At 71.1% G+C, this 21,534-nt stretch carries 22 protein-coding genes, 1 tRNA gene and 1 pseudogene; 4 read left to right on the forward strand and 20 right to left on the reverse strand.

Translation table 11 applies throughout. From position 1 onward, the window contains the following. Nucleotides 1-147: 147 nt before the first annotated feature. From A3Q37_RS22900 to A3Q37_RS22910, 3 genes are read right to left on the reverse strand one after another with little or no spacing between them, the layout of a single operon-like run. On the reverse strand, nt 148-516 hold the full coding sequence (locus tag A3Q37_RS22900) for a type II toxin-antitoxin system death-on-curing family toxin (RefSeq protein WP_065487502.1): 369 nt from the start codon (nt 514-516) through the stop codon (nt 148-150). Beyond that, a complete protein-coding gene (locus A3Q37_RS22905) occupies nt 516-713 on the reverse strand; it encodes a hypothetical protein (protein WP_065487503.1) in 198 nt (65 codons plus the stop codon). Before A3Q37_RS22905 ends, A3Q37_RS22900 begins: the two co-directional genes overlap by 1 nt. Before the next feature lie 35 nt (nt 714-748). Next, nucleotides 749-2,260, reverse strand: a complete 1,512-nt coding sequence (locus A3Q37_RS22910; RefSeq protein ID WP_065487504.1) for an MFS transporter — start codon at nt 2,258-2,260, stop codon at nt 749-751. 226 nt (nt 2,261-2,486) lie between these two features. Between A3Q37_RS22910 and A3Q37_RS22915 the strand changes: the two genes are divergently transcribed. Next, a tRNA-Cys gene (locus tag A3Q37_RS22915) sits at nt 2,487-2,561 on the forward strand. A 79-nt stretch (nt 2,562-2,640) separates the two neighbouring features. Here A3Q37_RS22915 and A3Q37_RS22920 read toward each other — a convergent pair. The 6 genes and pseudogenes from A3Q37_RS22920 to A3Q37_RS35910 form a co-directional block, all read right to left on the reverse strand. After that, complete coding sequence (locus A3Q37_RS22920; RefSeq protein ID WP_065487505.1) at nt 2,641-3,417, reverse strand: hypothetical protein; 777 nt, start codon at nt 3,415-3,417, stop codon at nt 2,641-2,643. Between the two features lie 64 nt (nt 3,418-3,481). Further along, nucleotides 3,482-4,153, reverse strand: coding sequence for a hypothetical protein (locus A3Q37_RS22925; protein WP_176711486.1), 672 nt, complete (start codon nt 4,151-4,153; stop codon nt 3,482-3,484). Then, nucleotides 4,150-4,776, reverse strand: coding sequence for a hypothetical protein (locus A3Q37_RS22930; protein WP_141693597.1), 627 nt, complete (start codon nt 4,774-4,776; stop codon nt 4,150-4,152). The genes A3Q37_RS22925 and A3Q37_RS22930 overlap by 4 nt, the downstream gene beginning before the upstream one ends. Nucleotides 4,777-4,802: 26 nt before the next feature. After that, nucleotides 4,803-5,072 carry a hypothetical protein gene (locus tag A3Q37_RS22935; protein WP_141693598.1) on the reverse strand — a complete coding sequence of 90 codons (270 nt, stop codon included), beginning with the start codon at nt 5,070-5,072 and terminating at the stop codon, nt 4,803-4,805. Further along, on the reverse strand, nt 5,047-5,568 hold the full coding sequence (locus A3Q37_RS22940) for a hypothetical protein (RefSeq protein ID WP_065487508.1): 522 nt from the start codon (nt 5,566-5,568) through the stop codon (nt 5,047-5,049). Before A3Q37_RS22940 ends, A3Q37_RS22935 begins: the two co-directional genes overlap by 26 nt. A gap of 143 nt (nt 5,569-5,711) precedes the next feature. Next, nucleotides 5,712-6,083 (reverse strand): annotated as a pseudogene (locus A3Q37_RS35910) (hypothetical protein); the annotation flags it as partial. 135 nt (nt 6,084-6,218) lie between these two features. Between A3Q37_RS35910 and A3Q37_RS22945 the strand changes: the two are divergent. Then, complete coding sequence (locus A3Q37_RS22945) at nt 6,219-6,773, forward strand: hypothetical protein (protein WP_255311910.1); 555 nt, start codon at nt 6,219-6,221, stop codon at nt 6,771-6,773. An 86-nt stretch (nt 6,774-6,859) separates the two neighbouring features. On the opposite strand, the gene A3Q37_RS22950 is transcribed toward A3Q37_RS22945, so the two are convergent. The 9 genes from A3Q37_RS22950 to A3Q37_RS22990 all read right to left on the reverse strand — a co-directional run bounded on the left by A3Q37_RS22950 (nt 6,860) and on the right by A3Q37_RS22990 (nt 18,058). Continuing rightward, nucleotides 6,860-9,223, reverse strand: coding sequence for a xanthine dehydrogenase family protein molybdopterin-binding subunit (locus A3Q37_RS22950; protein ID WP_065487509.1), 2,364 nt, complete (start codon nt 9,221-9,223; stop codon nt 6,860-6,862). 76 nt (nt 9,224-9,299) lie between these two features. After that, nucleotides 9,300-10,835 carry a (2Fe-2S)-binding protein gene (locus A3Q37_RS22955; RefSeq protein ID WP_065487510.1) on the reverse strand — a complete coding sequence of 512 codons (1,536 nt, stop codon included), beginning with the start codon at nt 10,833-10,835 and terminating at the stop codon, nt 9,300-9,302. Next, on the reverse strand, nt 10,832-11,728 hold the full coding sequence (locus tag A3Q37_RS22960) for a xanthine dehydrogenase family protein subunit M (protein ID WP_032765056.1): 897 nt from the start codon (nt 11,726-11,728) through the stop codon (nt 10,832-10,834). The genes A3Q37_RS22955 and A3Q37_RS22960 overlap by 4 nt, the downstream gene beginning before the upstream one ends. 333 nt (nt 11,729-12,061) lie before the next feature. Beyond that, nucleotides 12,062-13,765: a beta-N-acetylhexosaminidase gene (locus A3Q37_RS22965; RefSeq protein WP_065487511.1), complete on the reverse strand. Its 1,704-nt coding sequence runs from the start codon at nt 13,763-13,765 to the stop codon at nt 12,062-12,064. A 4-nt stretch (nt 13,766-13,769) separates the two neighbouring features. Beyond that, the gene (locus A3Q37_RS22970) at nt 13,770-14,639 is read right to left on the reverse strand and encodes a carbohydrate ABC transporter permease (protein ID WP_065487512.1); all 870 of its coding nucleotides are present in this window, start codon (nt 14,637-14,639) and stop codon (nt 13,770-13,772) included. Beyond that, nucleotides 14,636-15,622, reverse strand: a complete 987-nt coding sequence (locus A3Q37_RS22975; protein WP_065487513.1) for a carbohydrate ABC transporter permease — start codon at nt 15,620-15,622, stop codon at nt 14,636-14,638. Before A3Q37_RS22975 ends, A3Q37_RS22970 begins: the two co-directional genes overlap by 4 nt. Nucleotides 15,623-15,624: 2 nt before the next feature. Next, complete coding sequence (locus A3Q37_RS22980; RefSeq protein WP_065487514.1) at nt 15,625-16,929, reverse strand: extracellular solute-binding protein; 1,305 nt, start codon at nt 16,927-16,929, stop codon at nt 15,625-15,627. Nucleotides 16,930-17,170: 241 nt separating this feature from the next. Continuing rightward, on the reverse strand, nt 17,171-17,467 hold the full coding sequence (locus tag A3Q37_RS22985) for a DUF3039 domain-containing protein (protein ID WP_006124925.1): 297 nt from the start codon (nt 17,465-17,467) through the stop codon (nt 17,171-17,173). A gap of 30 nt (nt 17,468-17,497) precedes the next feature. After that, nucleotides 17,498-18,058 (reverse strand): YqgE/AlgH family protein, encoded by a 561-nt coding sequence (locus tag A3Q37_RS22990; protein ID WP_006124926.1) that lies wholly within the window; start codon nt 18,056-18,058, stop codon nt 17,498-17,500. Nucleotides 18,059-18,345: 287 nt separating this feature from the next. On the opposite strand from A3Q37_RS22990, the gene murA reads away from it, so the two are divergent. Further along, the gene (gene murA, locus A3Q37_RS22995) at nt 18,346-19,686 is read left to right on the forward strand and encodes a UDP-N-acetylglucosamine 1-carboxyvinyltransferase (RefSeq protein ID WP_006124927.1); all 1,341 of its coding nucleotides are present in this window, start codon (nt 18,346-18,348) and stop codon (nt 19,684-19,686) included. A gap of 51 nt (nt 19,687-19,737) precedes the next feature. Here the strand turns inward: murA and A3Q37_RS23000 are convergent, their stop codons facing one another. Further along, the gene (locus tag A3Q37_RS23000) at nt 19,738-20,565 is read right to left on the reverse strand and encodes an AraC family transcriptional regulator (RefSeq protein ID WP_079137940.1); all 828 of its coding nucleotides are present in this window, start codon (nt 20,563-20,565) and stop codon (nt 19,738-19,740) included. Nucleotides 20,566-20,614: 49 nt separating this feature from the next. Between A3Q37_RS23000 and A3Q37_RS23005 the strand changes: the two genes are divergently transcribed. After that, on the forward strand, nt 20,615-21,070 hold the full coding sequence (locus A3Q37_RS23005) for a DUF2000 domain-containing protein (RefSeq protein ID WP_065487516.1): 456 nt from the start codon (nt 20,615-20,617) through the stop codon (nt 21,068-21,070). Nucleotides 21,071-21,181: 111 nt separating this feature from the next. Here A3Q37_RS23005 and A3Q37_RS23010 read toward each other — a convergent pair whose 3' ends face one another. Beyond that, complete coding sequence (locus A3Q37_RS23010; RefSeq protein ID WP_003968811.1) at nt 21,182-21,463, reverse strand: HU family DNA-binding protein; 282 nt, start codon at nt 21,461-21,463, stop codon at nt 21,182-21,184. Nucleotides 21,464-21,534 lie beyond the last annotated feature (71 nt).

Genomic DNA, 21,534 nt, shown 5'->3' on the forward strand with positions numbered 1-21,534 from the left:
GGTACGTGGGGCGCTGCCCGTACCGCACCCGGCCCGAAGGGCCCGGCCCGCGATACGACAACCGGGCCACCTTACCGGGGGCCCGGTCGTGAACCCGTACGAACGGGCCGCGGTTCGGGCCCGTTGAGACCCTCTTCACAGGTACGGCTACCGAGCGAACTCCGGCAACTGTTCGGCGATCTTGGGCATGTCCAGAGCGCCCTGGCACACCGCCAGCACGAACCGCTCCGCTTCGTCGACGTCGAAGCCGGCGTCGAGCGGATGGCCGTTCATGTGGAGGAACACCCAGGTCGCGTACCACGCGATCCGCTTGTTGCCGTCCACAAGCCCGTGGTTCCGGGCGAGGGACTCCATGAGGGCCGCGGCCTTCTGCCAGACATCCGGGTAGGCGTCCTGGCCGAACACGCTCGCCTGCGGTCGGGCCAGTGCGGATTCCAGCAGCCCGTAGTCGCGTACCTCCGGTGTGCCGAGCCGCTCCGTCAGGTTCAGCAGCTCGGGCAGGGTCAGGTACTGCATCAGGCGAGCCTCCGGTTGAGCTCCTCACTGACCTTCAGAACGTGGTCCGCGGCCTCGTTGAAGAGCCGGGAGTGCTCGTTTATGGCAGTGATCACCGCATCGTGGGCGAACGCCTGCATGCTCTTCCCCTCCGCCTCGGCGCGGGCGCGCAGGGAATCCAGCTCTTCCTCGGTGAACCGCAGATTCAGACCAGCCATGACCCTATGGTACCGCGCGGTACCATACGGTACCGCTACTTCTCGCGCGCCCCCACGACCACCCGGGTCGCCACCCACACCCCCACCAGCGCCACCCCCGCCATCGGCAGGAACACCGCCGCGAACGCGCCCGGGTGCGAGCCCGCGGACCCCGCCTGCACCGCCCCGTGCGCGGCCGCGCCCACCGCCCCGCCGCCCAGTGCCGCGAAGGCCGCACCGCCGGTGGCCAGGAGCAGCACGTTGGAGAGGCCGTCGGAGATCTGGAGGGCGGCGGAGTTGGAGCCCGCCTCCTCGGGGGCCGACAGCTTCAGGAGCAGAACGCTGGTGGAGGCGATCACCATGCCCATCCCGAAGCAGCCGAAGGCCCAGGCGACGGCGACGATCCCGACGGGGACCCCGTCGATCAGCACGGCGGGCGCGATGGCGATCGAGGCGGCGACGAGCAGCATGCCGGTCACCATCAGCCGCTCGCGGTACGCCTCCATACGCGGCCGGGACTGGACGAACGAACCGAGCGCCCAGGTCGCCCCGCCCACGGCCAGCGACAGCCCGGCCATCGTCGGGGACAGCCCGCGCTGGGTGACCAGCATCAGCGGTACGAAGGACTCGGCGGCGATGAACGCCCCGGCGGCGATCCCGCGCAGCAGGACCACCGAGGGCAGCCCGCGGGCGGCCCGTACGGTCCCGGTGGGCAGCAGTCCGCGGACGGCGGGCACGAGCAGGGCGGCGCCGACGGCTGCGGGCAGGAGGGCGAGCCAGTTCAGCTCCTGCCCCGCGTACTGGAGCAGCCCCGCCCCGGCCGAGATCCCCAGGGCGAGCCGGATGCGGCGGCGGTCGTACGGCTCGGTGGCGGCAGCCGGGTCGGCGGGCCCGGAGGCCGTACGCCGGATCGCCGGGAGGGCCAGGGCTAGCGGGATCACGATGAGGACGGGGATGCCGACGAAGACCCACCGCCACCCGAGCTGCTCGGTCACCGTCCCGGAGGCGAGCGGCCCGACGACGGAGGGGATCACCCAGCTCGCGGCGAAGGCGGCCAGGATCGCGGGCCGGATGTGCTCGGGGTAGGCCCGCCCGATGACGACGTACAGCGCGACGATCACCAGCCCGCCGCCGAGCCCCTGGACGGCCCGGCCCGCGATGAAGACCCACATGCCGGTGGCCGCCCCGGAGAGCAGCAGGCCTGCGCCGAACGCGGTGATCCCGGTGGCGAGCGGCTGGAGCGGCCCGCGCCGGTCGGCCCACTGCCCGGAGAGGACCATGGCGAAGAGGCTGGTGGTGAAGTACGCGGAGAAGGCGAACGCGTAGAGCGGGATCCCGTTCAGCTCGCGCGCGGCGACCGGCATCGCCGTACCGACCGCCGTGGCCTCGAACGCGATGAGGAACACCACGGACACGATGCCGATGCTCAGCGCCCGGTAGGTGCGCCCGAGGACCCCTTCGACGGCCACGGCGGGAAGGTCGGACAGCGGGTCCGGGGAGGGGGCGTCGGTCGCGGGCGGCGCGAGGTGTGCGGCGTCGGTGCCGTCACGGGGTTCGAGGGCGGTCATGAGGTCAGCGTAAGGGGCATGGGCCGGTTTGAACCCTGTCGATGTACGGTCCCGTGCTCGGCCCTTGGTCGTAGGTCCCGGGCCCGTACATCCCCCTCCCCTCCGCCCCGGACATGAACGGCGTATGGCAGTCGCGTTGCACCCCGGCCGGATTCCTTGAGGCGGGGGACGGGTCCCCGTAGCGTCGTCGTCAGCAAAGAACAACCACGGAACACCGCACCACCCCGACCGTGTGCCCGAGAGGCTCAGGGGCTCGACTGCAACTCGAGTTACACCGGTTCGAATCCGGTCACGGTCTCCAGAACGCGGAAGTGGCCGCCCTCACGGCAGGGGGCGGCCACTTCCGCTTTCCGCGCGCGCCATGGCCGAAGCCAGGTCCGTCAGCCGGTCTTCAGCGCCTTCATGACATCCCGCATGTCACTGATCAAATGCCCCCGGTACGCGAGGATCTCGGGCTCCTCCGGCGCGTCCGGCACGCCCTCCCCGATCTCGCCTTCGCCCTCGTTGTAGGACATCCAGACGGACAGGGCGAGCGTCACGACGGCACCGCCGTCCACCACGTTCAGGCGCATGCTGTTGTCGTCCATGATCACCAGGTACGCGCCGTCCCCGAGGTCCGGTACGCGCTCCACCCGGTCGACAGCCGTCCCGTCGATGTCCGTCACCGTGCTGCTCGCCTCGAACACGGGACGCGGATCGGCTTCCTTGTGCAACTCGGCCGTGAGGGAGGCCCGGTAGCCCATGTACCAGCCCGACCCGTCCTCGTCGTTCCGCTCCCCGAGATCCAACTCCTCGAAGTCGACAGTGCATCGGATGCGGTGGAGGGCGGGATGCTCGATCCCGTCCAGCTCGGTGGTCGGCTCGGACTCCGGCTTGCCCAGTGCCCTGGTGAGCTCCTTCAGCTCCATCGCCGCGCAGGAGCCGGACTCCACACGGTAGCCACGCGAGTCCGGCTTTCCGTCGCCGCCGATCCCGTACCCGAAGACGGCCGCGGCCCACACCGCCGACGCCGTCAGCGCCCCGGCAACACCCCAGAGCACCCCGCTCCACCGCCGCCGCCCGCCGCCCTCGGGCCCCTGCTCGGGGTCGAACCCGCTCACGACGTCCGAGGACGAGCCCGGCCCGTCCTCCCCCACCAACTCCGGCTCGGAAATCACACCGGCACCTCCCCCTGGTCAACGGCCACGGTACCGGCCGGGCTTCTCGCCGCGACTCCGCACGTCACGCGGGGTCGAGCACCGGCCGGGGCTCCAGCCCTCCGTCGTTCTCGCAGCGCAGTTCCTTCGCCATGGCCAGGGCGAAGGAATGGACCACGGTCGCGTAGGCGTCTGTCAGCTTCTCCGGATCGCCCCCGGGTTCCTTGGGCGACCAGCGCTCGACGTCGATGTCGATATGAGCCGGCGTGGAGCCGGGCAGCTTCTCGCTCCGGCAGGCGAACCAGATGGAGCCGGCGTCCGGAGCGGCCAGGGCCCGCTCCCCCATCGGAAGCACCCTGAACTTCGCAGCAGGCTCGCCCTTCAGCGGTCCCCAGACCAGCTCCCAGGTCGCCTCCAACCGATCGCCTGCGGCGGAGTTCTTCGCGTATATGTGGCAGATGTTCCCGTCATTGGGGGCGGGGGAATCGTAGCCTTCGCTCAACCATTTCGCGGCGAATGCGACGGTGCCGCCCGGCCCCGACCCCTCGAACCGGGACGCCCCCGTGATCACCTTCAACGCCTTGCCCGCCTCGGCCGAGATCGCGTTGCCGCCGCAGAGTTCCGTCGGTCCCGTGGAAGAGTCAGGCGCTGCGTCGGCGCTCTCCCCGTCCGTACAGCCGACCGCACCTGCCGCGAGGGAAACCGCGATGACCGCGCCGACGAGACCGGTGCGACTGCGGCTGGAGACCGCCCTCATGCGACTGCCGGCAACGAGGAGGGAATGACCGGGGGCTTTTCGCATTCCATCTCTTCCACAACCGACCGAGCGAATACGCTGAGCAGCTCCCACCGGAGCTCCGTTCCCAGAGTCACCCCCGTCACGTCGAACTGGAGCGGCAGATCGGACGGCTGGGATTCGATGGCGCCGGGTACGGCACATTTCGCGATCAACCGGCTGCGGCCTGGGCCCGATTCCGTTTCCACGTAGACAGATTCGTTCGCCTGACGCCACGTCCGGCTGTTCTTGGGGCTGTCCATCATTCCCAAGGAGAGGGCGGACCACTTCACCGACGCATCGACGGTGCCGCTGATCCCATCATCCTCGAAGGCGTCCACTCGGCAGCCGGTGTAGGAGGTGTGGTGCAGATCCGACTCCTGCCACTGCTTCGCCTCCCGTACGAGGCGTTCCGCCAGCACATCGGCTTGAGGCGTCCCACCCACCTCGACATCGCTGCCGCCTGTCGTCCTGACAGCAGCTTCCACGTTCTCGTCACCGAGCAACGTCTCGCACTGCCCCCGTTTCGGCGATTCCGCGCGTTCCTCGCCCCCGGAGCATCCTGAGAGAAGTCCGCCGATGACCAGAAAGGTGATGGCCGTCATCCCGGTCCTCCAGCGGCGCAGCATCCTCACTTGACCCTCCCCTGGTCACTGACCGCGGTCTTACCGTTCCCGTAATAGGTCTCGATGTCCAAGCTGAGCTGCCGCTTCTCGTCAACCGACAGCCCGATGTCGTCCGCATAGTTGAGCAGGGGTGTGACAGCTCCCCGCTCCCCCTCGGCCTTGAATTTCTCAATCCCGCTCAACGCTTCGTCATTGTTGTCGTACTCGCGCTGCTTCAGGTAATCCATCGTCTCGCCGGCGTATCCGGTGTCAATCGCCGCGGTTGCGGTATCCATGACGAGAGGGACTGCTGTTGCGGCCACGACGCCTGCCGCGGGCCCCAGGACCACTGCAAGTGCCGACCCCCACCACAGCGCCTACGCCGGAGCTGACACCAAACTTCCTCCACTCGGCTGCCTTCTCCATCTCGAGCGTCTTGGCTTCTTCTGCACCCTTGAACTGCTGATGGATGCCATCGATGCGCGCCTCGTCGGGTATCCCGTGCACCTTTGCCCCTCCGTATCCGAAGTGCAATCCGAGATCCTGGCGCTCTGTCCCGAAGGCTTTCAGCCCGCTTGCCTCGTACACCTGCTGTGCCGACGACAACGTCTTCCAGCCCTCTTCATCGGCCGCCACCACGCCCATGAACCGACGCGCCGCAGCTTCGCCAAAATCGGTCCGCTCGGAACCGTCGCTGCTGTTCGCGAACAGCTCGTCCCGCCCGAGTTCGTCGCCAGCCGACCCGAAGTTGTATGTCGAGTAATTCAGGTCGTCGATATACGCAGCCCCCATACGACCCTTCCCGGCTCGCCTTGTTCGCCTTCGCCTTCAATCCGTCCGACGCGTGATCGGCGAGCTTGTCCAGCTTTGCCGCCATTTCCGACCAGTCGTCGGCCGCCGCCTTCAGCTTCCCCAACAGGGCTTCGACGATGTCCGTCGTCCTTCGCATGCTGCGCCTTGGTGTAATCCAGGTGGTTCGAAATGTGCGCGCAGGAATCCAGCAGCGTCTTGAGATGCTTCTGCCAGAAATCGTGCACCTTCAGAACCGCCGAGCCGCTCGCGAAGTTGCCGTTGGTGAGCGCGATCGCCGCCGCGAAGGTGGCCGGGCGGGCGTGGTCACCGTCCTTGGACAGCCTCGTCCTGAGATCGTAGGCGTCATTCCCGATAGCTCCGAGATCGTCCCGGTTCACCACCAGGTCCGGTGCACTGGCACCACCGCCGCCCTCGGCCTGAGCGCTGTTGATCTGCATGGCACCTCGCTGGGCCGCGGCCGAACGCAGTTCGGTCCATTCCTTCTCGAATGTCACGTGCTCCCCCGGGTTTTGCCATACGGTCAGCCTTCGCAGTCACCCTAAGATCCCGCGTGCAGCACGGGCGAGTACGATCTGAGCCTTTGTCCGGACGCGAATTCGGCGAACACCATGGGGGAGCTCCTGTGTCCGTTGCCGTCTTCCTGTTCCCTCATTGCCACGGCGTTTCTCGTCGTCTCCCTCGTCGGGCCTTACCGGCTGTACTGGCGGTCCCGGCCCCGGGCGGCGGTGCAGCCGTCGGACGCGGCGCTCGCGTTGGGGCGGGTCGCCGCGTTCGGGGTCGCCGGGGTGTTCGCCTTCGGCGGGTGTTCGGTCCTGGACGATGTCGACAAGGGGGCCCGGAGTGCGGGTGAGGTCAGGAAGGCCGCCGAGTACGTGGCCTTCGCACTGGGCGACGAGCCTCGGATGCCCGGTGATGCGGCGGACGGTTACGCCTCGCTGATCGAGGCCGGCGTCGTCGAGGCGGGGGCGGGGCAGGGGCCCTCGTACATGGTCTCCGTGGAGCGGGTCGGGGGTGGGCACGACTACGGGGTCTCCGCCGGGGGCGCCGGCTCCGCCGTCTGCATGCGCGTCACGGAGTCGAAGTCCGCGGGCGGCGGGGTCTTCGTGCCCGGAGCCGACGGGGGCAGCGGTGACTCCATCGCCCGGTACGACCTCAGCGCCACCGTCGACGACGGTCCCTGCTGAGCGCTGAACGCTGCACGCCGAGCGGGGCCGTCGCCGGGGTGCCCGGATGCGTCTCAGCCCTTCAGTGCCGTCGCCCGGCCGAAAACTCAGCCCTTCGGCGCCGTCGCCACCGCCGCCTGCGGCCTGATCGGCAGTCGGTTCACCGGGCGGCCCGTCGCCGAGCGGACCGCTGAGGCCACTGCGGCCGGGGCCGTGACGACCGGGACGGCCGACGCCGGTTTTGCGCCGAAGGGGGCCACCACGTCGCGTTCCTCGACCAGTTTGACGATGCGGATGTCCGGGGCGTCCAGGGCCGTCGGGAGCGCGTAACCCGTCAGGTCGGGGTGGCGGATCAGGCCCTTCGCGGTGCGGAGGTTCTCCGTGAGGGCCGCGCCGATGCCCTGGGTGATGCCCGCCTCGATGCGGATCGCCAGCTGGGCGGGGTTGAGGACTCGGCCCACGTCCTGGGCTACCGCCATCTCGACGACGCGGATCGAGCCGAGCTCGATGTCGACGTCCACCACCGCCCGTACCGCGCAGAACGCGAGGCCGACGAACGCGTCGCCCTGGCCCGCCTCGTCCAGCGGTTCCGTGGGGTGGGGGCGGCACTGGGCGGTGGCCCAGAGTTCCTTGCCGTCCATGGCCTCCGTGACGGTGGTGGAGAGCACACCGTCGTACGAGGTGATCTTGCCGTCCGCGATCTGGAGCAGCTCCGTGGACATGCCGAACTTGTGGGCCAGCGGCTGGAGGAGCTGGGTGCGGACCATCTTCGCCGCGCGCTCCACCGCACCGCCGGAGACCCAGGTGTGGCGGCCGTGCGTCGCCGGGCCCGCGGGGGGCTGATCGGTGTCCACCGCCGCTACGTGGACCTCCTCGACGCCCAGGGTCTCCTGGACGATCTGGCGGGCCAGGGTCGTGAAGCCCTGGCCCGTCTCCACCGCCGCGCAGATGACGGTGGCTACGCCGTCGTGGACCCGGACCGTGGCCGTCGAGACCTCGTCCGTGCCCTCGGCGCCGAGCATGTGGACCATCCCGACGCCGTAGCCCACGCCCCGGCGCACCGCCCCCGGTTCCCCCGCGCCCTCGGGGCCGCCCGGCAGCAGCCAGTCGTCCTCGGGAGCGTCTTTGGGGAGGGCGGGGAGGGGGTAGTCGCGGACCGCGCGGAGCAGTTCGGCCACCGGGGCCGGGCAGGTCACCGTCTGGCCCGTGGGCAGGATGTCGCCCGTGGAGAGCGTGTTGCGCAGGCGCAGTTCGGCCGGGTCCATGCCCAGCTTGGCGGCCAGCTTGTCCATCTGGCCCTCGTACGCCGCGCAGACCTGCATCGCGCCCTCGCCGCGCACATGACCGGAGGGCGGGTTGTTCGTCCGGACCGCCCAGCCCTCGATGAAGGCGTGCGGAACGACGTACGGGCCGCAGGCGAACGCCACGGCCGCCGCCAGGGACTCGGAGGAGGCGTCGGCGTACGCGCCCGCGTCCAGGAGGATCTGGGCCTCCACCTTCACCAGCCGGCCCTCCGCGTCCGCGTGGTGGCGGTAGCGCAGGAGGGTGGGGTGGCGGTGGGTGTGGCCGAGGAAGGACTCCTCGCGGCTCGCCGCCAGCTTCACCGGGCAGCCGGTCCGCAGCGCCAGCAGGCCCAGCGGGATCTGGAAGCCCGGGTCCTCGCGGTCGCCGGTCGCACCGGGCACACCGGTCACGACGACCTTGACCCGGTCCGGCTCCAGGCCGAAGCAGGCCGCGATCAGGTCGCGGTCGGTGTGCGGGTCGGTGGACGCGGTGTAGATCTCCACGCCGCCGTCGGGCCTCGGCACGGCGAGGCCGGCCTCCGCGCCGATCGGGGCCGGGTCCTGGCGGCCGATGCGGTAGAGGCCCTCGACGACGACCTCGCCCGTCGCCTCCGCGTCGCCGTACCGGAGGGGGATGTGGCGGATCAGGTTGCCGTCGGGGTGCAGTGGCTCCGCCGCGAACGCCTTCTCCGGGTCCGTGACCGGCTCCAGCACCTCGTACCGTACGGCGATGGCGGCTGCGGCCAGCCGCGCGGTGTCCGGGTGGTCCGCGGCGACCGCAGCGATCGGCTCCCCGTGGTGGCGGACCAGGTCGGAGGCGAACACCGGGCGGTCCACGGCGTGGCGGCCGTAGTTGCTCTCCCCCGGCACGTCCTCGTGCGTGACGACCGCCCGCACCCCGGGCATCTCCTCGGCGCCCGAGGTGTCGATGGACAGGATCCGCGCGTGCGGGTGCGGGGAGCGCAGCACGGCCGCCCACAGCAGGCCCTCGGCCCAGAGATCGGCGGCGTACGGGAAGGTGCCCTCGGTCTTCGCCCGCGCGTCGGCGGCGGGGAGCGATGCCCCCAGGCCCATCCGGGGCTGCTCCAGGTCCTGGTCCGGGCCGCCGCCGGAGCCGCCGCTCAGCGCGTCGATCCTGGGCAGGCTGGTGCTGGTCGCGTTGGCCGCGGTGGCCGCGTCGCTGCTCACGCCGCCTCCTTGTCGATCACGTGGTGCTGCTGGTGATGCGTGTGCCGCTGCTGTACGGCGGGGCCGCGGGCGTGCCTCACAGCGCCTCTCCCTCGTGCGAGTGGGGGCCCTGCTGCACGCCGCCGGCGCCCGGCTCGGCCTGGTGCGGGATGCGCGCCTCGTCCGGGGCCGCCGCGGCCGCCGTGGCCGCCGCCTCGGCGTTGGCCTCGCGGGCCGCGACGACGTCCGCGACCGCGTCGAGGACGCCCCGGTAGCCGGAACAGCGGCAGAGGTTGCCGCAGAGCGCCTGGCGGGTCTCCAGCTCGGTGGGGGCGTGGTTGCCCTCCAGCAGGTCGTGGACGGTCATCGCCATGCCGGGGATGCAGAAGCCGCACTGGACGGCTCCGCAGGCGGACAGGGCGCGCTGGACGTCGGACGGTTCGCCGTCGACGGCCAGGCCCTCGACCGTACGCACCTCGCTGCCCGCCGCCGTGGCCGCGGGGACCAGGCAGGAGGCGACCAGCCGGCCGTCGACCTGGACGTTGCACGCGCCGCACTCGCCCTGCGAGCAGCCGTCCTTGGCCCCGGCCAGGCCGAGGCGCTCGCGGAGCACGTAGAGCAGGGACTCGCCGATCCAGGCGTCGCTGACCGGGCGGTCCACGCCGTTCACATGGAGCAGGTAGGACGCGGCGGGGTGCTCGCTCGGTACGTCGGAGAGCGCGGGGCTCTCGGTGGGAGCGGGGACCTCGTCGGTGGCAGCGGTGGGGGCGGTGTCGGGGTCGGGGTCGAGGCCTGAAGGTGTCTCCGCCTCCGTGCCCGCCTCCCCTTCCGTCCCTTCCGTTTCCGCGCCCGCGTTCGGTTCCGCTTCCTCCGCCGGGAGCGCTTCCGCTTCGCTCTCCTCGGGTGCGGTCCCCTCGGCTTCGGCCTCCGCCTCCGGTACGGGAGCGGCTTCCGGTTCCTGTGTCGCCCAGGGGGCGGGCGCGCCGCCGGGCAGCGTCGCCGGGCGGGCGCTGTCCGCGTACCACTGCGGGGTGTGCGCCGACGCCAGGAACTCGCCCGATTCGTCCGGGAGATCCCCGTCCGCGACCGGGATCGTCCACTGACCCGTGTGCCCGGAGTGACCCGTGTGGGCGGTGTGGGCCGAGGTGTCGGCCTCCCCGGCCGCCTGCGCCGCCTCCGGGGCCGGTGCCGCCTCCCCCAGGGCCTCGGTGAAGTTCCACTGGGCCGTGGCGTGCGAGGTGTCCTCGTACGGGCCCTGGTACCCGCCCTGCTGGTTCGGGTCCGGCCAGTGGACCGCGCCGGTCCCCTGCGCGGCGGCCTCGTGCGCGGCCGCGGCCTCCTGGGCGCGCTGCTCCGCCTGCGCCTGCTGGGTCTGCGTCTGGATCACCCAGCTGCCCGTCGCCGCCGGGTCCAGACCGGCCGCCGGGGTCAGCGGCACGATCATCGGCGGGACGTACCCCTGGCCGGGCGCGGCCAGCGGGATGTTCGCCAGGTCCTCCGGCGGCAGCTGGACGAACGCGGTGGCGTCGGCGTCGAAGCCGTCGCCCTGCGGGGTCGGCTCCCAGCCGCCGTACCGCGGGTCCGGGCCATCGGAGTGCCCGTGCCGCTGGTGGGGGTTTTCCTCATTGCTCACGACAGTGCCCTCCCCAGCGCGCGTCGGGCGAGCGCGGCGACCGTGCGCCGCAGGTGCAGGACGGCCGGGGACAGCGGCGGGGCCTCTGATCCGTCGGCCGGTGGTGCGTGGTCCGGGATGCAGGCCGCGGCGACGTACTCGCCGAAGGCGGCCAGCGCGTCGGGGGCCAGGCCCCGCTCGCCGTCCCAGTCGATCAGCGAGGCGATCCACTGCTCCGCCTCCAGCGGGCGCAGCGGCATCGGGGCGATGGCGCCGACCGCGCAGCGCACGCCCCGGCGGGCCGGGTCCAGGACGATCGCGACCGAGGCGGTGGCGCGGCCGGGGCCGGTGCGCCCGGTGGCCTTCAGGAAGACCTGCGGGGCGTGCAGCAGCGGTACGCGGACGAAGCCGATCAGCTCCGCGGGCTCCAGCAGCTCGCGGCCCGCCAGCAGGTGCGAGACGGGGATCTCGCGGCGGGCGCCGTCGGGGCCCGCGATGACGAGCTCGGCCTCCAGCGCGGCCAGCACCGGCAGGGCGTCGCCGGTGGGCGCGGAGGTGACGATGTTGCCGCCGAGCGTTCCGGCGTTACGGATCTGGGGCGGGCCCGCGGCGCGGGCGGAGGCGGCCAGGGCGGGGATGAGGGCGGCGAAGTCCGGGCGTCCCATCCGGGCGTGGGTGAGTCCGGCGCCCAGGAGGGCGTGGCCGTCCTGGTAGTGCCAGCCGCGCAGCTCGCTGATCCGGCCGAGGCCGACCAGGCCCGAGGGGCGCAGCAGCCCCTTGTTGACGGCTGCCATCAGGTCCGTGCCCCCGGCAACCGGAACGGCTGCGGGCATGGCGCCGAGAGCCGCCACGGCCTCGTCCAACGAGGTCGGCAGCGTCACCGACTGCATCGCCTGCGGTGCGTGCGTGGTCAACCCAGCTGCCCCTTCCCGGTGTCCCGGCGCTCTGGCCTGTTCCGCCGTACGGTACGTGTTCACAGCCCGGACGTGGCAACTCTGGCACATCTTCCGATCGGACCGGAGCGAGGGTCCGCGAAGGGCGGTTCCGTCCCTGACCTGCGGGATGTTCCGGTTTCGCACACCTTCGGCGGGGAAGGCGAATTGCCACTCTTCAGCGAGGCTTGTACGACTTATACGGTTCGCGCCCCGGATCCGTTCCCGGATCCGTTCCCGGACGCGCGTCGGCCGCAGCGGTCCCGGAGGTCTCTCCGGAGGACGGCTGCGGCCGACGGGGGCCGGGGCGCGGGGTCACACCACCGGAGGCTCCCCCTCCAGCGGGCGGCCGAGGATGCCGGGGCGCTGCTGACGGGGGTACGGACCGGCCGGCGGGCGGTAGTCGACGCCGAGGGCGTCGAGGCGGGCGTAGTGGGCCCGCATCCGGGCGTCGAAGGCGGCGAAGTCCCGGTCGGCCGGGGCGGGCAGGGCGGACCAGGCGACCTCGGCGAAGGCGGCGAGGCGCGGGAAGACCTGGTAGTCGACGCGGGCCCGGTTCTGCATGACCTCGGTCCACACGTTGGCCTGGGTGCCCAGGATGTGACGGGCCGCCTCCTCGCTCAGGCCCGGCGGGACGGGCTCGAAGCGGTAGACGTCCTCCAGGGTCCGTACGTACCCGATGGGCATCGGCTCGTCGGGGCCGCCGTCCTGACGGTGGTCCAGATACACCTGCTGCTCGGGGCACATGACGACGTCGTGCCCGGCCTCGGCGGCCGCGATGCCGCCGCCGTAACCGCGCCAGGAGGAGACCGCGGCCCCCTCCGCGAGGCCGCCTTCGAGGATCTCGTCCCAGCCGATGAGGCGGCGGCCGCGGGCGGTGAGCCAGGCGTCGAAGTGGCGGATGAACCAGGACTGGAGGCCGTCCTCGTCCTTCACGCCGAGTTCGGCGATGCGGGCCTGGGCGAGCGGGGACTCCTTCCACTGGTCCTTGGGGCACTCGTCGCCGCCCATGTGGACGAAGGGCGAGGTTTCGGCGGGGAAGAGCTCCAGCACCTCCTCCAGGACGCCTTCGAAGAAGCGCAGGGTGGTGTCAGTGGGGGCGAGTACGTTCGGATTGACGCCCCAGGTGTCCCAGACGGAGAGGGTGGTGGTGTCGATGACGTCGGTGTTGCCCAGCTCGGGGTATGCGCTGATCGCGGCCTGCGAGTGGCCCGGGATGTCGATCTCGGGGACGACCCGGATATGCCGCTCGGCGGCGTAGGCGACGATCTCGCGGATGTCGTCCTGCGTGTAGTAGCCGCCGTAGGGCGTCTCGTCCCACAGCTCGGAGGCCCGGTGGCCGTATTTGGTGCGTGAGCGCCAGGAGCCGACCTCGGTGAGGCGCGGGTAGCGCTTGATCTCGATGCGCCAGCCCTGGTCGTCGGTGAGGTGGAAGTGGAAGACGTTCAGCTTGTGGGCGGCCAGCAGGTCCAGGTAGCGCAGGACGTCGTCCTTGGGCAGGAAGTGCCGGCAGACGTCGAGCATCATGCCGCGCCAGCCGAAGCGGGGTTCGTCCTCGACGACGACCGGCGGGACCTCCCAGGTGCGGCCGGGGGCGAGGGGGGCGCGGCGGAAGGCGTCGGGGCCGAGGAGCTGACGGAGGGTCTGCGCGCCCCGGAAGACGCCCGCCGCCGTGCCGCCCGTGATGCGTACGGCGTTGGCCTCGACGGCCAGGCGGTAGCCCTCGGGGGCGAGCGACTCGTCGAGGGCCAGCACGATGCCCTGCCCGGTCGAGCCGGAGCCGTCGCCCGCGCCCGTGCCGGTGCCGTCGCCCTGGGGCAGGGGCAGTCCGGTGGGCGGGCCGAGCGTGGCGCGCAGCCAGCGGGCGACGCCTTCGGTGCCCGGTCCGGCGGTCAGCGGGGTCGTGTAGCCGAGCGGGTACGGTCCGGCGGCGGCCGCGGTCAGGGTGCGGGGGGCCGGGATCAGACCGAGGGCGGCGGCGTCCACGGCGCCCGGGGAGGGGGAGTTCTCGGGTGTCATGACGTCAGTCCTTAACCGCTCCGCCCAGTCCGGAGACGAGGCGTCGCTGTACGAGTACGAAGAAGACCAGGACGGGGATGGTCATCACGGTCGAGGCTGCCATGATCCCTCCCCAGTCGTTCTCGTCCGGTTTGAAGAAGACCAGCAGCGCCATGGGCAGCGTCGACTGGGAGGTGTCGCTGATGATGAACGACTTCGCGAACAGGAAGTCGTTCCAGGTGGTGATGAAGGAGAAGACACTCGTGGCGACCAGGCCCGGGAAGACCAGCGGGAAGAGGATCTGCCAGAGGAAGCGGGTGCGGCTGGCGCCGTCGATGTAGGCGGCCTCCTCCAGGGCCTCGGGGACGGCCTTGACGAAGCCGCGCAGCATCCAGATGGCGAACGGCAGCGAGAAGGCGAGGTGCGGCAGGATCAGCGAGCCGAGCGTGTTGAGCTGGCCGAAGTCCCGCATCAGGAAGAACAGCGGGATGGTCAGCGCCTCCACCGGCACCATCTGCGCCACCAGGAACATGATCAGCAGGGTGGTGCGGAACGTGAAGCGGAAGCGGGTCACGGCGGTGGCGGCCAGGAAGGCGACCAGCGCGGAGAGCACGACCACCGTGCCCGCCACCAGCAGGCTGTTGAGGAAGTAGCGGCCGAAGTCCTGCTGTTCGAAGACCCGGCGGAACGAGTCGAGCGAGGGGGCGAGCGTCCAGGGGCGGGCCTCGGTGGACTGGATCTCCCCGGCCGGTTTGAAGGCGGAGAGCACCATCCAGTACAGCGGGAAGGCGACCGCGACGGCGATGAGCAGGGCGGCGGCCTCGGCCATCAGCCGGCCGGGCCGCTTGATGCCCAGACCGGTCCGCTTGACGCCCAGCAGCGTGCGTGCGCTCACAGTTCCTCCCCCTGGCGCCTCACCAGGCGCAGATAGACCAGCGTGACGGCCAGCAGGATCACCAGCATCACGACGCCGATGGCCGATCCGAGGCTGTACTGCGAGGACGCGAACGCCTTCTGGTACGCGTACACGTTGAGCACCAGGTTCTGGCCGGCGATGCCGCCGCCGTTGGTCATGACGTAGATCTGGGTGAAGACCTTGAAGTCCCAGATGATCGACTGGATGGTGACGACGATCAGGATGGGCTTGAGCATCGGCGCCATGATGGTGCGCCAGATCCGCCACTGGGACGCGCCGTCCAGCGAGGCGGCCTCCAGCACCTCGGTGGGGATGGCCCGGATGCCCGCGTACACGGTGACCATCACGAACGGGAACGAGCACCACAGGACTTCGAGCAGAACGAGCGCGAAGGCGCTGTAGCGGCCGTACGTCCAGGAGAAGTCACCGAGCCCGAGCACCTTGTTGACCGGTCCGAAGTCGGGGTCGAAGAGGAAGACCCAGACCGTGGAGCCGGTGATCGCGGGGGTGGCCCAGGCGCCGAGCGCGGCCATCATCAGCGCGAGCCGGGGCAGGGCGCGGATGCGGGTGAGCAGGACGGCGAGCGCGCAGCCGACGGCCAGGGTGGAGACCACGCAGGCCGCGGCGAAGAGCACGGTGGCGAGGAGGACCTGCCAGAACTGGCTGTCGTTGAAGAGGGTCGCGTAGTTGCCGAACCCCTGGAAGGTGGTGGGTTCGCCGCCGCTGACCTGGGCCTGGGTGTATTCCAGGAACGAGATCAGGCCGAGCTGGTAGATCGGGTAGACCAGCAGTCCGGCGAGCAGGACGAGCGCCGGCAGGAGGTAGAGCCAGGGGGTCCAGCCGGAGTGCCCCCTGGGGGAAACGGACCGGCCGCGCCGGGGCGGGCGGGCGGCCGGGGTGGCGCCGCCCGCCCCGGCCGCGCCCGTCGGCGGGGCCTTGAGCGGAGAGGTGTGCGTGGTCATCGTCAGCCGGCTTCGGTGAAGGCCGCGTCCATCTTCTTCGCCGCGTCGTCCGACGCCTTCGCCACGTCCTTACGGCCGGAGACGATCTCCTGGAACATCGTCGGCAGGACCAGTGAGGCGTCGATCTGGCCCCAGGCGGGCGAGGCCGGGACGAACTTGGCGCCCGCGCCGAGGGTCTGGACGAACGGGGCGACGAAGGGCTCCTTCTTCGCGGCGTTGTCCAGGACGTCGGTGTAGGTCGGCAGGAAGCCCATCGCGTCGAACATCTGGGCCTGGGTCTTCTTGCCGGACAGCGACTTCATCAGGTCGACGGCGAGGGTGCGGTGCGAACTGCTCTTGAGGACGCCGAGGTTGTTCCCGCCCGCGAAGGCCGGGGCGATGGAGTTCTCCGCGACACCGGGCAGCGGCACGACGGCGTACTTGCCCTTGACGGCGCCCGCCTCGACGGCCGCGTGGCTGAAGTCGCCGCCGATGGCCATGGCGGCCTTGCCGGAGGCGAAGGCGGTCACGGTGGCGTTGCCGCCCATGGAGGCGCACTTGGCGGCCGGACAGTTGTCGTCGCCGAAGAGGGAGGTGTACGCCTCGATGCCCTTGCGGGACTTCTCGCTGTTGATGCCGGACTTGTACGTGCCGTCGGTCTCGCCCGCGAGTTCGCCGCCGTTGGCCCAGATGAAGGGCATCGCGCCGTAGGTGTACGCGCCGCCGACCGCGAGGCCGTAGAGGTCGGGCTTGGCCTTGCGGATCTTCTTGGCGGTGGAGATCAGTTCGGCCTGGGACTTGGGGGGATCGATGCCGAGGTCCTTGAAGACGTCGGTGCGGTAGTAGAGGGCCCGGACGCCGACGAAGAAGGGCGCGCCGTAGACCTTGCCGCCGACGGTGACGGACTGCTTGGCGATCGGGTCGGTGTCCTTGGCCTCGTCCCAGGCGCCGAACTCCTCGGTGACGTCGGCGAGTCCGCCGTCCTTGACGTATCCGGCGGTGTCGCTGTTGCCGTACTCGATGAGGTCCGGGGCGCTCTTGGGGTCGTTGAACGCGGCCTTGATGCGCTGCGCGCGGGTGTCGACGGGTATGTACTCGATCTCGACCTTCGCGCCCTTGTGGGCCTTCTCGAACTCGGCGACGGCCGCGTCGACGACCTTCTCCTTGGGCTTGTTGCCGACCTCCTGGAAGAGCCAGACACGGAGCGTGCCGCTCTTGTCGTCACCCTTCGCACTGGTGTCGGAGGTCTGCGGCGCACAGGCGGTGGCGGTGAGGCCGGCCAGCACAAGCGCCGCGACGGGGGCGGCCATTCGGGCAGAAAGCTTCATCCGGAACCCCTACCGGTCAAACGTTGCATCATGCGCAACGTGCGTTTCGTTCTGCACAACTGGCAGGAGAGTAGGCCTGCGTTCCGGTGACGACAAGTGGTCTCGACCACTCTGTGACCAGCGGATGCAGCCCGTGCAACGCGACCGAACCGTCACCTTCCGTGAGCGGGCACGGAGAAGGCCCCCGGGGCGTGCGGTGTCGCACGCCCCGGGGGCCTTTCGGCAGGGGTGGGGTCGGACGCTACTTCTTGTCCTTGCCGCCGCCCTTGCCCTTGTCCTTGTCGCCGCCGGCGCCCATGGACTCGTAGATCTCCTTGCACATGGGACAGACCGGGTACTTCTTGGGGTCGCGCCCCGGTACCCAGACCTTTCCGCACAGCGCGACCACGGGAGTGCCCTCCAGGGCGCTCGCCATGATCTTGTCCTTCTGGACGTAATGGGCGTAGCGCTCGTGGTCGCCGTCGCCCCTCGACACCTGCGGCGTCGGCTCGACGAGGGTCCCCGTACCTGCCCCGCGATCGGGCTCAAGAGTGCTCATAACCGCCAAGGGTACTGAAAGAGACGGGGATCAGTTGAGCGAAGGGTCGTCCGGATACGTGGCGATCATCGCCAGCTCGCTGCGCTGGCGGCGGAGCACCGCGCGCCAGAGCTGTTCGGGGCGCGGGGACGAGACGTCGCCGGGCTCCGACTCGACCACGTACCACGCGCCCTCGGCCAGCTCACCCTCCAGCTGGCCGGGGCCCCAGCCCGCGTACCCGGCGAAGATCCGCAGCGAGCCGAGCGCCGGCCCCAGCAGCTCCGGCGGGGTCTCCAGATCGACCAGGCCGATCGCCCCGTGCACCCGCCGCCAGCCGAGCGGGCCCTCGTCGCCGGGGATCACCGCCACGCCGAGCGCGGAGTCGAGCGAGACCGGGCCGCCCTGGAAGACGACGTCCGGCTCGCCGGTCAGGGCGGCCCAGGACGCGAGGATGTCGCCGACGCCGACCGGGGTCGGGCGGTTGAGGACCACGCCGAGGGAGCCCTCCTCGTCGTGGTCGAGGAGCAGCACCACCGCGCGGTCGAAATTCGGGTCCGTGAGGGCGGGTGCGGCCACGAGCAGCCGCCCTGTGAGCGAGGACACCTCGGTCATGGCACGAATGATCCCGCATCTTCGCCCTCCACGGGAGGCGAGTGCCCGTGATGCCGCCCTCAGGAGAGCGAGCGCAGCTCAGGGCGCACGGAGGCACGGGGAGCGCACCGTCCGGCGGGGACGCTGTGGGCCATCCGGACGGTAACCCTCCGCAAGATCGGATGCGCAGAGGGTGTTGTGGCGGATTCATGACGTTCGTACACCCCCCTTCGCCTTACGGAAGGGGGGTGGGGGGCCATTACCCTTTTCGTTGGCCCCCTGCCCGACCACTCCGGAACGCGAGATACATGACCGGCACAGACGATGTCCTGCTTGTCCACGGCGGCACCCCGCTGGAGGGCGAGATCCGCGTCCGAGGCGCCAAGAACCTGGTGCCGAAGGCCATGGTCGCCGCGCTGCTCGGCAGCGGGCCCAGCCGCCTCCGCAACGTTCCCGACATCCGTGACGTACGGGTGGTCCGGGGACTCCTCCAGCTGCACGGCGTCACCGTCCGCCCCGGCGACGAGCCGGGCGAACTGATCCTCGACCCCTCGCACGTCGAGTCGGCCAACGTCGCCGACATCGATGCCCACGCGGGTTCGTCGCGCATCCCGATCCTGTTCTGCGGCCCCCTGCTGCACCGCCTCGGCCACGCCTTCATCCCGGGCCTGGGCGGCTGCGACATCGGCGGCCGGCCGATCGACTTCCACTTCGAGGTGCTGCGCCAGTTCGGCGCGACCATCGAGAAGCGGGCCGACGGCCAGTACCTGGAGGCCCCGCAGCGGCTGCGCGGCACCAAGATCCGGCTGCCGTACCCCTCGGTGGGCTCCACCGAGCAGGTGCTGCTCACCGCCGTCCTCGCCGAGGGCGTCACCGAGCTGTCCAACGCGGCCGTCGAGCCGGAGATCGAGGACCTCATCTGCGTACTGCAAAAGATGGGCGCGATCATCTCCATGGACACCGACCGGACCATCCGGATCACCGGTGTCGACAAGCTCGACGGATACACCCACCGGGCGATCCCGGACCGCCTGGAGGCGGCTTCCTGGGCGTCGGCGGCGCTGGCGACCGAGGGCAACATCTATGTGCGCGGCGCCCAGCAGCGCTCGATGATGACCTTCCTGAACACCTACCGCAAGGTCGGCGGCGCCTTCGAGATCGACGACGAGGGCATCCGCTTCTGGCACCCGGGCGGCGCGCTCAACGCCATCGCGCTGGAGACGGACGTGCACCCCGGCTTCCAGACCGACTGGCAGCAGCCGCTGGTGGTGGCGCTGACGCAGGCCGCGGGTCTGTCGATCGTCCACGAGACGGTGTACGAGTCGCGGCTCGGCTTCACCTCCGCGCTCAACCAGATGGGCGCGCACATCCAGCTGTACCGCGAGTGCCTGGGCGGTTCGGACTGCCGTTTCGGCCAGCGCAACTTCCTGCACTCGGCGGTCGTCTCCGGACCGACGAAGCTCCAGGGCGCCGATCTGGTCATCCCCGACCTGCGCGGCGGCTTCTCGTACCTGATCGCGGCGCTGGCGGCGCAGGGCACCTCCCGGGTGCACGGCATCGACCTGATCAACCGCGGTTACGAGAACTTCATGGAGAAGCTGGAGAAGCTCGGCGCGAAGGTGGAGCTGCCGGGCGGTTCCCTGGTCTGACCCCGCACAGCGCTGCCGCACACAGCACTGCGCGAACCGGTGCCCCGGCCCTCACGGAGGGCCGGGGCTCCGTGCTTCCCGGGACCGCGCGAACCGGCCCGGGGTGGTGCCCGCGATCCGCTTGAAGTGCCGGGTGAGGTGGGACTGGTCGTGGAAGCCGACCGCGGTGGCCGCCTCCCCCGGCGGCACGCCCTCCAGCAGCAGGCGGCGGGCGAGGTCGACCCGGCGGGCCGTCACGTACTGGTGGGGCGCGATCGCGTAGGCCGCGCTGAAGGCCCGTACGAGATGGGTCGGGTGCGCGTGGACCAGCCGGGCGGCCTCGGCGAGCGTGACGCCCTCCCGCAGCCGCTCGTCCAGCAGCTCACGCAGGTCCCCGGCGACACCAGGGCCGGGCCGGGGGCGCTCCGGGGCCGCCCCGGGCCGCAGATGGCCGCGCAGCCGCTCCTCGACGAACGCCAGGCGGCTCTCCGCCTCCAGCGCGTCACCCGGGTCCGCGAGGGCGGTGTGCAGCCGGGCGACGCGGGCGCGCAGCAGCGGGTCGGCCAGGTCGGGGGTGTCCACGGCGGGACCGATGAGGCTCGCGTCGAGCTGGCTCATGTCCAGGTAGAGCACCCGTTTGCGGAACCCGTCCGGGGTGGCGGGCGAACCGTTGTGCGGTACCTGCGGCGGCAGCAGGCTGACGGTGCCGTCCGGGGTGCCGTGCCGGTGGCGGTCCAGGTCGTAGCGGACGGCCCCGTCGTCGACGATCAGGAGCGTCCAGACGTCGTGGACGTGCATGGGGTAGGCGTGCTCGGTGAAGCGGGCATGGAAGACCTCCACGACCCCGGCGACGGACGGTCGCCAGGCCGAGATCTCCTGCGGGCGGCTCACGCGGGTCACGCCAAGAACGTACAAGACGCTCCGGCGGGGCGGCGGCCAGTCTCGGAGCATGGGAAACACGCACGAGAACACAGGCGGCGGCGAGACCGCACCCGTCCGTTTCGACACGAAGATCGCGGTGCTGCTCCGCGACGACCTGGAGACCTGGCAGCGGCTGAACGTGACCGCCTTCCTGGTGAGCGGCCTGGGGACGGCGGCTCCGGAGGTGATCGGCGAGCCCTACGAGGACGCCGACGCGACCGCGTACCTGCCGATGCTGCGGCAGCCGGTGCTGGTCTTCGAGGGGGCGAAGGAGACGCTGACCGCCGCGCACACGAAGGCGCTCGCCCGGTCCCTGACGATGGCCGTGTTCACCTCGGACCTGTTCGGTACGGGCAACGACCGGGACAACCGCGCGGCGGTGCGGGCCGTGGGTCGGGACTCGCTGGATCTGGTGGGGCTGGCCGTGTACGGGCCGCGGAACGCCGTGGACAAGGTCCTGAAGGGCGCGCGGATGCATCTGTGATCCCCGGGGCCCCGGCGTTCCGGCGGGGGCTGTACGGGGCGCATGTGCCCCCGGCATGCACGAGGGCGGCCCCTCCTGGTCGGGAGGGGCCGCCCTTGGTGCGCCTCGGGGTTACTTGCCCTTGGCGGCTTCCTTGAGCTTCGAGCCCGCGGAGACCTTCACGCTGTAGCCGGCGGGGATGTTGATCGGGTCGCCGGTCTGCGGGTTGCGGGCGGTGCGAGCGGCACGGTGGGTGCGCTCGAAGGTCAGGAAACCGGGGATGGTGACCTTCTCGTCGCCCTTGGCGACGATCTCACCGACGGTCTCGGCGAGCGCGGCCAGCACGGCGTCGGCGTCCTTGCGAGTCACCTCGGCGCGGTCGGCCAGGGCGGCCACCAGCTCACTGCGGTTCATGTTGTTACTCCCGTGTTCTTCTTGCCTGTGAGGCGTGAGATCGAAGCCGATGCTGCCAGGGCCCTCTGACA

The sequence above is a fragment of the Streptomyces sp. PTY087I2 genome, assembly GCF_001687325.1.
Lineage (GTDB): Bacteria > Actinomycetota > Actinomycetes > Streptomycetales > Streptomycetaceae > Streptomyces.

What these genes read in the sequence shown, in the direction of transcription:
- A3Q37_RS22935 (WP_141693598.1), bottom strand. Translation starts at nt 5,072, where the DNA reads ATGGATACCGCAACCGCGGCGATTGACACCGGATACGCCGGCGAGACG.
- A3Q37_RS22980 (WP_065487514.1), bottom strand. Translation starts at nt 16,929, where the DNA reads ATGAAGCTTTCTGCCCGAATGGCCGCCCCCGTCGCGGCGCTTGTGCTG.
- A3Q37_RS22910 (WP_065487504.1), bottom strand. Translation starts at nt 2,260, where the DNA reads ATGACCGCCCTCGAACCCCGTGACGGCACCGACGCCGCACACCTCGCG.
- A3Q37_RS22925 (WP_176711486.1), bottom strand. Translation starts at nt 4,153, where the DNA reads ATGAGGGCGGTCTCCAGCCGCAGTCGCACCGGTCTCGTCGGCGCGGTC.
- A3Q37_RS22940 (WP_065487508.1), bottom strand. Translation starts at nt 5,568, where the DNA reads ATGGGGGCTGCGTATATCGACGACCTGAATTACTCGACATACAACTTC.
- A3Q37_RS22985 (WP_006124925.1), bottom strand. Translation starts at nt 17,467, where the DNA reads ATGAGCACTCTTGAGCCCGATCGCGGGGCAGGTACGGGGACCCTCGTC.
- murA (WP_006124927.1), top strand. Translation starts at nt 18,346, where the DNA reads ATGACCGGCACAGACGATGTCCTGCTTGTCCACGGCGGCACCCCGCTG.
- A3Q37_RS23010 (WP_003968811.1), bottom strand. Translation starts at nt 21,463, where the DNA reads ATGAACCGCAGTGAGCTGGTGGCCGCCCTGGCCGACCGCGCCGAGGTG.
- A3Q37_RS22965 (WP_065487511.1), bottom strand. Translation starts at nt 13,765, where the DNA reads ATGACACCCGAGAACTCCCCCTCCCCGGGCGCCGTGGACGCCGCCGCC.
- A3Q37_RS22975 (WP_065487513.1), bottom strand. Translation starts at nt 15,622, where the DNA reads ATGACCACGCACACCTCTCCGCTCAAGGCCCCGCCGACGGGCGCGGCC.
- A3Q37_RS22930 (WP_141693597.1), bottom strand. Translation starts at nt 4,776, where the DNA reads ATGACGGCCATCACCTTTCTGGTCATCGGCGGACTTCTCTCAGGATGC.
- A3Q37_RS22900 (WP_065487502.1), bottom strand. Translation starts at nt 516, where the DNA reads ATGCAGTACCTGACCCTGCCCGAGCTGCTGAACCTGACGGAGCGGCTC.
- A3Q37_RS23005 (WP_065487516.1), top strand. Translation starts at nt 20,615, where the DNA reads ATGGGAAACACGCACGAGAACACAGGCGGCGGCGAGACCGCACCCGTC.
- A3Q37_RS22990 (WP_006124926.1), bottom strand. Translation starts at nt 18,058, where the DNA reads ATGACCGAGGTGTCCTCGCTCACAGGGCGGCTGCTCGTGGCCGCACCC.
- A3Q37_RS22905 (WP_065487503.1), bottom strand. Translation starts at nt 713, where the DNA reads ATGGCTGGTCTGAATCTGCGGTTCACCGAGGAAGAGCTGGATTCCCTG.